The organism is Actinoplanes sp. NPDC051388, from assembly GCF_055586225.1.
Genome location: NZ_JBVJIP010000006.1, coordinates 155,200 through 168,444 on the forward strand (window position 1 = coordinate 155,200; position 13,245 = coordinate 168,444).

At 69.3% G+C, this 13,245-nt stretch carries 10 protein-coding genes and 2 riboswitches; of the genes, 2 read left to right on the forward strand and 8 right to left on the reverse strand.

Annotation, left to right across the window (positions count from 1 at the left end):
- Positions 1 to 196 precede the first annotated feature (196 nt).
- Positions 197 to 342, reverse strand: a riboswitch (cyclic di-AMP (ydaO/yuaA leader).
- 262 nt (positions 343 to 604) lie between these two features.
- Positions 605 to 749, forward strand: a riboswitch (cyclic di-AMP (ydaO/yuaA leader).
- 7 nt (positions 750 to 756) lie between these two features.
- On the forward strand, positions 757 to 1,776 hold the full coding sequence (locus ACZ6TI_RS17265; RefSeq protein WP_465346050.1) for a coiled-coil domain-containing protein: 1,020 nt from the start codon (positions 757 to 759) through the stop codon (positions 1,774 to 1,776).
- Between the two features lie 53 nt (positions 1,777 to 1,829).
- Here ACZ6TI_RS17265 and ACZ6TI_RS17270 read toward each other — a convergent pair whose 3' ends face one another.
- From ACZ6TI_RS17270 to ACZ6TI_RS17300, 7 genes are all read right to left on the reverse strand, one after another.
- Positions 1,830 to 4,196 (reverse strand): glycoside hydrolase family 65 protein, encoded by a 2,367-nt coding sequence (locus ACZ6TI_RS17270; RefSeq protein ID WP_465346051.1) that lies wholly within the window; start codon positions 4,194 to 4,196, stop codon positions 1,830 to 1,832.
- 52 nt (positions 4,197 to 4,248) lie between these two features.
- Positions 4,249 to 4,989, reverse strand: coding sequence for an HAD family hydrolase (locus ACZ6TI_RS17275; RefSeq protein WP_465346052.1), 741 nt, complete (start codon positions 4,987 to 4,989; stop codon positions 4,249 to 4,251).
- 78 nt (positions 4,990 to 5,067) lie between these two features.
- Entirely contained in the window at positions 5,068 to 5,580 is a 513-nt protein-coding gene (locus ACZ6TI_RS17280) for an ATP-binding protein (RefSeq protein ID WP_465346053.1), read from the reverse strand.
- Positions 5,581 to 5,653: 73 nt separating this feature from the next.
- A complete protein-coding gene (locus ACZ6TI_RS17285; protein ID WP_465346054.1) occupies positions 5,654 to 6,538 on the reverse strand; it encodes a hypothetical protein in 885 nt (294 codons plus the stop codon).
- 162 nt (positions 6,539 to 6,700) lie between these two features.
- Positions 6,701 to 8,005 carry an ABC transporter ATP-binding protein gene (locus tag ACZ6TI_RS17290; protein ID WP_465346055.1) on the reverse strand — a complete coding sequence of 435 codons (1,305 nt, stop codon included), beginning with the start codon at positions 8,003 to 8,005 and terminating at the stop codon, positions 6,701 to 6,703.
- A gap of 130 nt (positions 8,006 to 8,135) precedes the next feature.
- Entirely contained in the window at positions 8,136 to 10,301 is a 2,166-nt protein-coding gene (locus ACZ6TI_RS17295; protein ID WP_465346056.1) for a bifunctional glycosyltransferase/CDP-glycerol:glycerophosphate glycerophosphotransferase, read from the reverse strand.
- On the reverse strand, positions 10,298 to 12,151 hold the full coding sequence (locus tag ACZ6TI_RS17300; RefSeq protein WP_465346057.1) for a DUF5941 domain-containing protein: 1,854 nt from the start codon (positions 12,149 to 12,151) through the stop codon (positions 10,298 to 10,300). The genes ACZ6TI_RS17295 and ACZ6TI_RS17300 overlap by 4 nt, the downstream gene beginning before the upstream one ends.
- A gap of 187 nt (positions 12,152 to 12,338) precedes the next feature.
- On the opposite strand from ACZ6TI_RS17300, the gene ACZ6TI_RS17305 reads away from it, so the two are divergent.
- Positions 12,339 to 12,521, forward strand: a complete 183-nt coding sequence (locus ACZ6TI_RS17305) for a PspC domain-containing protein (RefSeq protein ID WP_465346058.1) — start codon at positions 12,339 to 12,341, stop codon at positions 12,519 to 12,521.
- A gap of 7 nt (positions 12,522 to 12,528) precedes the next feature.
- On the opposite strand, the gene ACZ6TI_RS17310 is transcribed toward ACZ6TI_RS17305, so the two are convergent.
- The gene (locus tag ACZ6TI_RS17310) at positions 12,529 to 13,236 is read right to left on the reverse strand and encodes a DUF4230 domain-containing protein (protein ID WP_465346059.1); all 708 of its coding nucleotides are present in this window, start codon (positions 13,234 to 13,236) and stop codon (positions 12,529 to 12,531) included.
- Positions 13,237 to 13,245: the final 9 nt, after the last annotated feature.

Sequence of the window (13,245 nt, forward strand, 5' to 3'; positions counted from 1 at the left end):
GACGCCGCCTCAAGCTGCTAGGGCAGTGGTTTCGAGCCCCCCTCGCCGTGGTCGCTGTTGTCGCCCGGCGGGGGGGGGGGGGGGGGGTGGGGGGGGGGGGGGGCGGGGGGGCGCTCCCCCCCCCCAGCCCGCCGATGGCGACGAGCACCGCGAGCAACGCCGCCCCTCGTCTGCGGGCAGAGTTCTGCCTCATTGCGTTCCTTCCCTCGGCCGCCGGTCGGGTTAGCTGACGGGTTCGGGACGGAAGCGATCCCTACCACGGCGAACAGCTCCGCGGATTCACCCCACTGCCTGGGATTTGGGTCCCCGGCTCGCCGGATGGCGATTAGGCGGCGATCTCCGTTTGGTAACGGAGACCGTGACGAACGATACCGACGAATTTCCGAAGCGCCACCCTCGCACTCAGCGCGACATTCTCGGTACATTCCGTGATTCCACTACGGAGAGAGTGCAACGACTCACATTGATGTGAAGTTACGGACGAAAATCACAGAAAGTCGTTGCTCAGTAACGCCTTTTGTCCGCTTCGCAGTGCTGATGGGTTCCTTTTCTTCGGGTAAGCTCGCGTCCGGTCACTGCCAGGAGGCGCCGCCCCCAAGGCGCCGGCAGGCCGCCACCTAATCGTCGCCAGACGAGCCGGGGAACCACGTTTGTGGGGTGAATCCGATCGGCGTGAAAGCGCCGAGCGGAAGGGATCGCTTCCGTCCCGAACCCGTCAGCTAACTCGGTCGGTGGCCACACACGGAAGGAACATGCATGACGGCAAGCTCCCGCCGGTGGCTGATCCTCGCCCTGGCACCGCTCGTCGCTGTGGGTTTGTCTGTTGTCGCGCCCGCATCCCCGGCGAGCGCCGAGCCCGGAGACTCGTCCTCCACCGCCGACGACGGCGACGACAACCCGCTGCTGAACGAAGTCTTGGACTCCACCGGACGGCGTTACCTGACCGCCAAGGCGGCCGTGGCCAAGTCCACCAAGACTCAGCTCAACCTGGCTGTGCAGGTGCGCAGCGCGGAGGCGCGGCGCGACAAGCTGCTGCCGATGGTGGGCAAGGTGGCCGGTCAGCAATACCGCACCGGTGGCATCTCGACCGCCAGCTTCCTGCTGGACAGCAAGGGTGCGGGCAACTTCCTCGATCGCGCGATCTCCCTGGAGGAGATGAACGCGGTGAACGACGAGATCCTGCACGAGCTCAACAAGGCGATCGACGAGGTCGCGCGCAACAAGCTGCGCCTCGATCAGGAGGTCAAGGCCCAGCAGGCCAACCTCGCCCTGATGGCCAAGCAGAAGGAAGCGGCGGAGAAGGCCCTCGCCCTGGTCGGCGGTCAAAACCTGACCGGCGGCTTCGTGCTGGCCAGCTCGCCCAAGGCGGCGCCCGCGCCCCGCAACTCCGACGGCGGCTTCACGCCGGAGAGCTGCAACGTGCCCGACCCGACCACCGGCGGCTGCATCACGGCGCGCACCAAGCACATGTACCAAGAGGTGAAGAAGGCCGGGTTCAATCGGTTCGTCGGTTGCCATCGCAACGGCGGCCCGTTCGAGCACCCCAAGGGCCGCGCCTGTGACTGGTCATTGCAGAAGAGAGGCTTCGCCGAGGCGCACAACAAGGACACCAAGGAGTACGGCAACAACCTGATGGCGTTCCTGGTCCGCAACGCGGACCGGCTGGGCATCCTCTACGTCATCTGGTACGCGCAGATCTGGTTCCCGGCCAGCGGCTGGCGGTCCTACAGCGGACCGAGCAGCCACAAGGATCACGTGCACGTGTCGATGCTCTAGAAGAAGGCAACGGAAAAGCCCCGGTCCAGCTGGACCGGGGCTTTTCGCTGACCTCAGTGGTTGGTGGCCCGGCGCACCGGCGCGCGACCGGCCGGCTGCTCCGGCGCCGGCCCGGTGGGCAGCGCGGGCGGCACCGGCATGACCACCGACTTGCCCTGCGTCACCTCGATCTCCTTGCCGTGGTGCACCAGCATCAGGCGCGACGACCCGCCGCCGTTGCGCAGCGAATAGGTCACCTCTTCGGCCGTCACGTTCACCCGCAGACGCAGACCGCGCCACATCAGCGAGAACTCCAGACGGGTGATCCGGCTGGGCAGCCGGGGCGCGAAGGAGAGCTGGCCGTTGAAGTCGCGCATGCCGCCGAGACCGGCCACCAGCGTGATCCACGAGCCGGCCAGCGACGCCACGTGCACGCCGTCCCGCGCGTTCTGGTGCAGGTCGTGCAGGTCCATCAGGGCGGCCTCGCCCAGATAGTCGTGGGCCAGCTCGAGGAAGCCGACCTCGGCCGCCATCACCGCCTGGATGCAAGCGGACAGCGACGAGTCCCGCACGGTGCGCGCGTCGTAGTAGGCGAAGTTGCGCGCCTTCTCCTCCGGCGTGAAGGCGTCGCCGCGCACGTACATGGCCATCACCAGGTCGGCCTGCTTGACTACCTGCTTGCGGTAGAGATCGAAGTACGGGTAGTTCAGGAGCAACGGGTACGCCTCGGGCGGCGTGTTGTCGAAGTCCCACTCCTGCAGCCGGGTGAAGCCCTGCGACTGCTGGTGCACGCCCAGCTCGCGGTCATAGGGAATGTGCACGGAGGCCGCCGCGTCCCGCCAGGACGCCGCCTCCTCGTCGTCCACGCCCAGCCGGCGCGCCACGTCCGGGTGACGCTTGGCGGCCTCGGCGGCGGCGAACATGTTCTGCTGCGCCATCAGGTTCGTGTAGATGTTGTCGTCCACCACGGCCGTGTACTCGTCCGGACCGGTGACGCCGTCGATGTGGAAGCGGCCGTGCCGGTCGTGGTGGCCCAGCGAGCGCCACAGCCGCGCAGTCTCCACCAGCAGCTCCAGGCCGACCTCGCGCTCGAAGTCGAAGTCGCCGGTGGCCTGCACGTAACGCCGCACCGCGTCCGCGATGTCCGCGCCGATGTGGAAGCCCGCGGTGCCGGCCGGCCAGTACGCCGAGCACTCCTGCCCGCGGATGGTCCGCCACGGGAACGCCGCGCCCTGCAGCCCGAGCGTCTGCGCGCGCTCCCGGGCCAGGTCCAGCGTGGAGTGCCGCCAGCGCAGCACGTCGGCGGCCGCGGACGGCTGCGTGTAGGTCAGGGCGGGCAGCACGAAGGCCTCGGCGTCCCAGAAGGTGTGCCCGTCGTATCCCGGGCCGGTGAGGCCCTTGGAGCCGATCGGGCGCTGCTCGGCGCGGGCGCCGGCCTGCAGGGTGTGGAACAGGCCGAAGCGGACCGCCTGCTGCACCTCCGGGTCGCCCTCGACCTGCACGTCGGAGTGGTCCCAGAACGCGTCCAGGTATTCCCGCTGGGCGTCGACCAGACCCTCCCAGCCGTCCAGCCGGGCACTGGCCAGCGCGCCGCCGACCTGGTCCCGCACGGCGGGCAGCGAGCGGTGGCTGGACCAGCCGTACGCGGCCAGCTTGACCACGCGCAGCTTCTGCCCCGGCTCGAGCTTGCAGGCCACCGTGGTGCGCAGCCAGTCCGGGTGGCCCTCGGTGGTGATCGCGTGCCGGCCCGGCGTCTCCACCAGGTGCTCCATCGCCGCGGCCATCCGCAGGTCGCTGGCCTTGGTGCGGTGCACCAGCAGGCCGCCGGTGCGCTGCTCGAGCATCTCCTCGGCCTGCAGCGGGTGGTCCAGCACCGCGGCGACGCGCGGGTCCTTGCTGGTCGGCGGCAACTGCTCGTTGGCGACCAGTTCGGACTGCAGGATCAGCCGGGCGCTCTGCTCCAGCGGCTCGACCTCGTAGAGGATCGCGACGACCGCGCGCTGCGTGAACGAGACCAGGCGCACGGTGCGGATGCGGATCGCCTGGCCGGACGGCGAGACCCACTCGGCGGTGCGCTCGAGGGTGCCGGCCCGCAGGTCCAGAACGCGCTCGTGGTTGCGCAGGTCGCCGTATCGCACGTCGAACGGCTCGTCGTCGACCAGCAGCCGCATGAGCTTGGCGTTGGTGACGTTGACCATCGTCTGGCCGGACTCCGGGAAGCCGTATCCGGCCTCGGCGTACGGCAGCGGGCGCAACTCGTAGAACGAGTTCAGGTACGTGCCGGGCAGGCCGTGCGGCTCGCCCTCGTCCAAGTTGCCGCGTACCCCGATGTGACCGTTGGCGAGAGCGAAGACGGATTCGGACTGAGCCAGCAGGTTCAGGTCCAGCCGGGTCTCCCGGATGTGCCAAGGGTCGACGGGGTACGCCCGTTCACGGATCACGGTGGTGCCTCTCGATGAACTGAAAGGAGAAAGTCTGAGCGGAACTACGGGTTCATCGCGTCAGGAGTTCGGACAGATCCTGCACCACGATGTCGGCACCGTGTGCCTCGAGAGCGTCCGCCTGCCCGACCCGGTCGACACCGACCACGATCCCGAAGCCTCCGGCCCGGCCCGCTTCCACTCCCGCCAGGGCGTCCTCGAAGACGGCGCAGTTCTCCCGGGGGGTGTGCACCAGCTCGGCGCCGTAGAGGAAGGTGTCCGGCGCGGGCTTGCCCGGCAGCTTGCGCTCGCGGGCGACGACGCCGTCGACCCGCACCTCCAGGAGGTCGGCGATGCCGGCCGCCTCGAGCACGTCCTTGCAGTTGGCGCTGGCCGAGACGACCGCGCGGCGCAGGCCGGCCGCTTTCGCGGCGTGCAGGTAGTCGACCGATCCGGGATAGACCTGGACCTTGCCCTCTTTGATCTTCTGCAGCACCAGGATGTTCTTCCGGTTGCCGATGCCGTTGACGGTCTCCGCGTCGGGGCCGTCGTCGGGGCTGCCCTCGGGCAGGGTGATGCCCCGCGAGGTCAGGAACGTGCGCACGCCGTCGGCGCGCTGCCGCCCGTCCACGAACCGGTGGTAGTCGGCACCGGAGTCGAACGGCACGAACGGCTGCCCGTGCTCGGCGGACCAGTCCGTGAGGAACTGATCGAACGTCTGTTTCCACGCCGCGTTGTGGACCAGGGCGGTGTTCGTCAGCACACCGTCGAGGTCGAACAGGCAGGCGGTCACGTGAGGAGGAAGACCGAGCACGGCCCCAATGTAGTCGTCCCCGCTCGTGGATACGCGGCAACGGGGTACCCGACGTTTCGGCGGCGCTTCGGTGCCGTTTCAGGCGGGCGTCGGCACGCCGTTGACCAGGGCGGAAGCGCCCGGCAGAGACATTCGCAAACCGACTGTGGTGCCGATCGGCCCGGTCGCCATCGTGACCTCGTCGCACAACCGGTATGCCAGCAGGATCCCCCGGCCGCCGGTCTCGAACGCCTTCGGGACGTCCGGCACGTGTTGGTAGCGCGCCGGGATGCCGGGACCCGAGTCGGTGACCGTGCACCACATCGAGTGGCCGGCCGCGGCGAGAACCACCCGGCCGTGTCCACCGGCGTGCAGCACCGCGTTGGTGATGATCTCGTTGACCGCGAGGACGAAGCTCTGCAGCCGGTCGCCGGCGAACCCGGCCGCGGACAATCCGGCTCGGACGGCATGCCGGACCATCGAGATGTCGTCGAGCTCGAACGTGCGGTCGAGCAGCCTCGGATCCGGCTCCGGAGAAGCGGCGACCGGCCCTCGTGCCGGAGCCGGACGCAGCGCATCACGGCCCCGCCGCGGTCCGTAGATCTCGTCCACCGTCGAGCAGCCTACGCGGCCGGGGTCTGTTTTTGAATCGCCCGCGGGCGAGCCGAGAACAGACCCCGTGCCGTCAGAAGAGATTCGAGATGGTCCGGAAGATCTCCGCGTAGAAGTTGCCGTCGATCTCGCGGTACAGGCTGAAGTCCATGCCCGGGCTGCCGAAGAACGGCCGCAGCGTCCAGGCGAGCTGGGTGCCGACGAAGCCGAACAGGAAGATCCACACGTAGAGCAGCGTCATGCTCGGCGGCGCGGACTGCTTTTGGACGGTGGCGCCCTGGTGCCGGACCGGCAGGTGGGCACCCGGCGGCATGGTGTGCATCGGACGCGGCTGCGGCCCGGGCACGGGCACCGGCTGCTGCTGAGCGGGCACCCCGTTGGCCGGCGCGCCGGCCGGGACCAGCGCCGGCACCGCGGGGCTCACCGGCGCGACGTTCTCCTCAGCGGGCTTGGCCGGCGAGAGTAGGCCGTGGTCGTTCAGCACCCGCATGCCGCCGGTCAGGAACTTGAGACCGACCAGCGCGGACAACGCCAGGATCGACACGTTGAGCAGCTTGAAGAAGCCGTAGTCCGGCGCCGTGATCCGGAAGAAGAGGCTGATCGGCGCGAACGCCACCGCCAGCATCGAGGTGACGGTGAGCGCCACCATCACCAGCGAGAGTGATTGGCGCACCGAGAGCCGCGCGCCGAACACCAGGTTGAAGAGGTAGAGCGTCGGCAGGCAGATGGCCAGCGTGACGAGGAACAGCAGCGGCAGCTTCACCGCCGAGGTCAGCGCCATCAGCGCGCCGTGGAACGAGCCGAGGACGGCCCCGTAACAGGCCAGCGCGATCCCGGAGCTGGCGAGCATCTGCCCGGTTAGCCGGTGCAGATCGCGATCCTCGACGACTTGCTGCCAGATCCCTTGCCGGTCACGCAGGATGCGCTCGATCACCAGCAATCCCGATGCATTGGCCACGCCGGTTCACCCCTTCACGACACGTCGCAACGTAACCGTCGATACGCACCCGCACCGACGTGTCCAGGAACCATAAGGCATCAGGTCAACATTGGGTAACACTAAAGTTGGCCCCCTAGTAGAAATAGGGAGCCGCGGGAGGAAACGGGCAGAAAAGTGTGCTCAGCGCCAACCGACGTCGATGCGATCGCCGCGCTCGTCGAAGAAGTGCAGCGCGTCCATCCGCACCGAGATGGCCAGCGGATGTCCCGGCGACACCGCCGGATAGGGCGCCAGGCGCACCGCGAGCTCAGCCGGCCGCCGGTGGTGCCGCCCGTTGTCGCCGAGGACGCTGGTCTGCTCGGGATCCTGCTTCTCGACGGACGCGCCGTTCGGCGACGACCGCCCGGTCAGCCGCTGCAGCGCGCCGCCGATCTTGCGCAGCGTGCCGGTCTCGGCCGGCGCCTCGTGCACCGCGGCGCCCATCTCGTCCACCACGATCGCGGTGGCGCCGATGTCCAGGAACGCCAGCGACTCGTGCCCGTGGTGCTCGAGATAGCGGATCCGCCCGTGCAGCACGTCGCCCGGCGCGTCCGGTGCGACCGGGGTCAGCGCCTCGGCCCGCATGCCGACCACGATCCGCTCGCCGTGGTAGTGCGCGACCGCCCGCGCCCGGATGTCGTTCCAGGGCAGGTAGAGCGCCTGCTCGCCGAAGTTCAGCGCGATGTAGCGATCAAGGTGGACGTAGACCGACGCCTCGAGCAGGTTCATCCGGGGCGCGCCCAGGAACGCCGCGACATAGAGGGTCGCCGGCCGGCCGTATACCTCGGTCGGGGTTCCGATGTCCTGCAGCACGCCGCGCCGCAGGATGGCCACCCGGTCCGCCATGGTCAGCGCCTCGGCCTGGTCGTGCGTCACATAGAGCGTGGTGACGCCCAGCTCGCGGGTCAGCCCGGTGATCTCCGCGCGCAGCTCGGCGCGCAGCCCGCTGTCCAGGTTCGACAGTGGCTCGTCCATCAGGAAGAGCCCGGGCCGGCGCACGATCGCCCGGCCCATCGCGACCCGCTGGCGCTGGCCGCCGGAGAGCTGGCTCGGCTTGCGGCCCAGCACGTCCCCGATGCCCAGCGCGCTGGCCACATTTCCGACCTGCTCGCCGCGCGGCGAGGGCTCGACGCCGGACAGCTTCAGCGGGAATCCGATGTTGTCGCTAACACTCATGTGCGGATAGAGCGCAAAGTCCTGAAACACCATCGCGATCCGGCGGTCCCGTGGCGCGAGATCCAGCACGGGTTCGCCGTTCAACAGGATGTCGCCGTTCGTCGGATCCTCGAGACCCGCGATCATCCGCAGGATGGTGGACTTGCCGCAGCCCGAGGGGCCGAGCAGCACCATGAACTCGCCGTCCTCGACGTCCAGGTTGACCCGATCGACAGCCACCGTCCCGTCCGGCCAGACCTTGGTGACGTCCTTGATACTGACGGTCGACACCGTCAACCTCCTGCGGGTCCTGAGCTGCGACGATCCGGGCACAACAGCACGTGATCGGGACCACTGTGTCCAGATGCATCGATGTCTAACCATCGGGCAAAAGTGCCATTCGCCCAGAGTGACAGGATGACTACGCAGGCATGACGCGCTGGACCACGCGTTCGGCGGCGCCGCCGTCGTCCAGATAACAGAAGCGTTCCCGGAACGCGGCCCGGGCAGCCGTGGCATCTGCGCTCAAATAAGCGCCAGACCGCAGCAAATCAATCAATTCCGGGTACGCGGTGGCGACCGATCCGGGCGGTTGTGACATCAGATCGAAATAAACGCCGCGCAGTTGCTGATAAACAACCCAATCCGGCGCGTAGATCACCACCGGCCGGTCCAGGACCGCATAGTCGAACATCGCCGACGAGTAATCGGTGATCAACAGGTCCGATGCCAGATAGAGATCTTCGACCACCGGGTACGCGGACACGTCCACGATCCGCCCGCTGCGCATCGGCGTCGCCTCCGAACCCGGCGGCACATAGAAATAGTGCGACCGGACGAGCAGCACGGTGCCCGTCCCGAGTTGCTCGGCGAGGTCGTCGACGTCCAGCACCGGAGTGCCGGGCCGCAGCCACTCGCGGTGCGTGGGGGCGTAGAGCACGACCTTCTCGCCGGGCTGGACGCCGAGCTTCTCGCGTACCGCGGCGATCTCGGAAGCCTGCGCGACCGCCAAGCGGTCGTTGCGCGGATAGCCCACCTCGAGGGTCTCGAATCGGGCCGGATAGGCCCGCTCCCACGCCACGGTGGTGTGCGCGTTGGCCGAGACGCTGTAGTCCCAGCGGTCGACGCGTTCCATCTGGGCGGCGAAGTCGGTGCTCATCGCGCCGGCCGGGTGATCGACCTGATCCAGCCCCATCATCTTGAGCGGCGTGCCGTGGTGGGTCATCACGTGCGTGGCGCCGCTGCGCTTGACCACCGCCTGCGGCCAGTTCACGTTGTTGAACAGCCAGCGCGCCCGGGCGGCCATCCGGTAGTACCGCATTGTGCCGGCCACCACGTGGTCGGTGCCCGGCGGCAGCGCCCGCACCTGGTTGCGGTGCACCACCCAGACGTTGCGGACCTCGGGCCGCAGACGTGCCGCGGCCGCCGCGATGGCGGCCGGGTTGCAATAGACGCCGCGGAACCAATACGCCGCATAGAGCGCCAGCTTCGGGTCGATCGGCCGGCGCAGCTGGGTGCGGTAATAGATCCGGTAGGCGCCCTGGCGGGTCCGCCCGAGCAACCGCCGGACGATCCGCTTGCCACGGCGGAACTGCTTGCGTGCCCGGTCGCGCGCCGCCGACGCCAGGTCCCACGCGCGATAGGCCGGGTAGCTGCCGCGCGCGACCAACCGGTGCCGCATCCGCTGGTTACCCTCGGGCAGCGGGTAACCGCCGGGCGGCACGTAACGCACGTAGTCGGCGTGCATCCGCTCGAAGAACCGCTTCCGCGAGCCGCGCCGCATCCGCTGCGGATTGCGCAACACCACCAGGTAGTGCCAGATCATCCGGCGCACCAGCAGCGGCATCAGCTGGGCGGACCGCCCCGAATATTCGGTCACCAGCGCCAGCGCGTGACCCCAGTGATCGAAGATCTCGAAGTGCCGGTCGTCCACGGTCCGGGTGATCGCGCCGGTCCGCCGCTGCCGGTAGTGCACGCACACCCGGGGCAGCGCGCTGATCCGTTCGGCCGTGACCAGCACCGGGTAGGTGAACGACACGTCCTCGTACCAGCCCTGCTCGAACCGGAACCCGAGCTTGGTCAGCAGCTCGCGCCGCACCACCTTGTTCCAGGCCACATGCAGGACATTCAAGATCTTCGGGTACGCCTCGGCGGTGAACGTCTCGGGCGCACCGGCCAGCGTCGCGCGCCCCGCCCCGGCCTCCACCCGGCCGTCCCAGTGCACCCGGTCGAAACCGACGAACAACACATCCGCGTTGGTGTCCCGCAACCGGCGGGCGACCGCGCCCAGGGCGGTCTCGGCGACCCAGTCGTCGCTGTCCACGAACCACACGTAATCCCCGGTGGCGGCGTCCAGCCCGGCGTTGCGGGCCCGGCCCAGGCCGACGTTCTGCGGCATGGTCAGCACCCGCACGCGCGGGTCGCGAGCCGCGTAGCCGGCCAGGATCGCGCCGCTGCCGTCCGGCGAGCAGTCGTCGACCGCGATGATCTCGAAGTCGGTGAACGTCTGGCCGAGCAGCGAGTCGATGCACTGCTGCAGGTAGCCCTGCACCTTGTAGACCGGCAAAACCACGCTGAGCAGGGTCATCGTCGCCAGTCCCGGACAGCCCGGAGCAACACGCCTCCGAAGATCAACACGGCCAGGATGATCATGGCCGGATCTTGCAGGCCGACCACGGCGGCCACCGTGATCAGCACTACGCGGCCGTCCCAGCCGACCGTCGCGCTCTCTCCGTCGGGCGCGCTCTTCTCCATCCGCGCGACCAGGTCGTAGTGGTGCATGGCCAGCGCGAGGAGCAGCGCGAAGACGATCGGCGGGTGCACGTCACCGAGCAGGCCGACCGCGACCACCAGCAGGTATTCCGCGGCACGCAGCGCGGCCGGGACCAGCCAGTCGAGCGGCCCGGCGTGCGGCGCCCGGGCGGCCAGTCCGGCCCCGAGCACGATCAGCGCGACCACGATCAGCGCGATGATCGACCGCGTGCCGGCCAGCTCGAGGATCACCAGAGTGAGCGCCGCCAGCGCCGCGACCAGCGCGAAGACCAGCGGCGCGGGCAGCTTGGCGCGGCCGATCACGGCTTTGACCAGCAGGCCGTCGTCGCGGTGCTTGGCGGTGTCGACGGTGTTCAGCACGCCGACCCGCATCGAGATCGAGCGCAGCGAACGCAGCGCGAACGTGTAACCGAACGCCAGCACGCCCCAGATCACCACGGCGGCCAGCGCCACCCGCCCGTCGAAGAAGGCGGCGAGCACCGCGATCAGCGCCCAGCGCTCACCGATCGGAAAGACCACGATCCGCTTCAACCAGTACGCGACCGAGCCGGTGTCCGCCTGCACCCGATTGGACGCGGCGCTGAGCCGGGCGCCGACGCCGGACTGCGCTGCTGCCACCGGACGGGCCGCCGCCTCGTCGTGCAGGGCGCCGTACCAGGCGTCGGTCATGTGCCGCACGGTCTGCAGCAGGATCGCGGTGATGGCCAGCGGCCAGGCATAGGGCAGACCGATCCGCTCGGCGCCCGCGGCCAGGCCGGCATAGGCCGCGTACTCCTTCGCCCGGTCGGCCATCGTGTCCAGCCAGCCGCCGAACGCGCCGAACCGCCGGGTGAAGCGGGCCAGCTGCCCGTCCACGCAGTCGAGCACGAAGCCCAGATAGAGCAGCACCGCGCCGGCGATCATCGCGGGCCGGGACGCCTGCCAGAAGGCGAGCGCGGCGGCCACCGCGAAGAGCACGGAGATCGCGGTGACGCCGCTGGGCGTGAGGCCGAGGCGTGCGCACCAGCGGGTGACCAGGGGCGACCAGGTGCTCACCGCGTATGTGGTGAAGAAGTCGTCCTTCTCCTTGACCGCCAGCCGCAGCCGCGCCGCCTCCTCGTCCACCGCGGCGATCGCGCCCCGCGCCGCGGCCAGCTCCTCCGGCGTGCGCACCCGCTCCGCGTGCAGCAGCCGCACCTTGGTGGCGATCGGCACCAGGCCGGCCGCCAGCAACTCCGGGAGCAGCGTGTCGACGGCGTTGCGCAGATCCGTCCGCACCGCCCCGGGCTCGCCGGGCACCGCGTCGATCAGCAGCGGCAGGTCGGCGGGCGCGACGCTCAGCGCGCCCGCGAAGCGGAGATCGCCCTGGCCGGCCACCACCCGGCCGCGCTCCTCGCGCAGGTCACCGTCGCCCTGCTGGTCCGCGACGACCAGCGCGCAGCTGCGGCCGGCCGGCTCGGTGGCCAGTGTCCACAACAGACTCGAATGGGCCGCCAGATCGTCGGCGCAGATCAGCAGCGGCTCGCCGGCCCGGTGCGCGCGGCGGGCGGCGTCGCGGAGGTCGTCCAGCGAGCCCGGCGCGGTCCGCTCGACGGTCGTCGCGCCGGCCGCACGCAGGGCCGTTTCGAGTTCGTCGGCGAGATCGACGGCGAGGCCGGTGCTGGCGCACAGAACTGCCAGCGTCACCAGTTCGCCTCCTTGCATCCGCGGGGGCCTCAGGTTAACAGCGCGCCGTACCGGGGTACGGGTCCCCCTTACGGGAGCTGACCTCCGCAGATCCACCTGCGGACCGAGGGCGGGGGTGCTCGGAGTTCGTACCGTTGAACGTGGTCGCGGCACCGCGCCGGGACCAGCCCCAGAAGGAGTGAGCCACGTGACCCGCCGCCTGACTCGGCCCCGCAACGACCGCTGGATCGCCGGTGTGTGTGCCGGCCTGGGCCGCCGGTTCGGCCTGTCGTCCGGGATGGTGCGACTGATCTTCGTGCTGTCCTGCCTGCTGCCCGGCCCGCAGGTGCTGATCTACATCGTGCTCTGGGTGCTGATGCCCAACGAGTGACCGCTGATCACGGGTTGGAATACGTCACCGTGACCGACGTGTAACCGAGCCGGGCGAGGAGAGACTCCAGCATCTTCTGGGTGTTCTCCCTCGCCCGTTCGTCGAGGCCACTGCTCTTCGCGGCCTCGGTGATCCGCTTCTGTGCCTCCTGATAGACGCGCTGCTGCTTGTTCGGATCCGAGGAGAACGCGTCGCCGATGCGGTTGAGCAGGCCGCGCTCCTCGGCCACCACGTAACTGCGTTCCATGTCGAGATTGGCCGACGTGAGCTGCGGCGGCGGCAGGGTGATGCGGACCGACTTGGCCGCCTCGTCGACCGTCAGCGCCCCCTCGGCCAACGAACTGAAGTCGACATATGCCTCGACCGAGCCCGAACCGACGAAGAGCGTGCGCTGGTTGACCAGGAAGTCGGGGATGTTCTCCTTGTTCTGCTGGAGATCCACGATCACCTGGAACGTGCCGTCGGCCGCCACGAAGCGGCTGAGGTCGCGCATCGACTGCAACAGGACCGGCTGGCTGCGGTCGGTCTCCTGGTCGCTGAACGGGTTGTCGAAGCTGGGCAGCACGTTGATCGCGCGGAGCCCGAAACAGGCGCCGACCATTGCGACGAAGACGATCGCCATGAAGGCGAGCAGCCGGGGCGCGGCCCGCTTCTTCTCCTCCGGCGTCGCTTCCACCGGGGGGAACTCTTTCGTAGCTTCCTCGGTATCGGCCATACCCCTCAC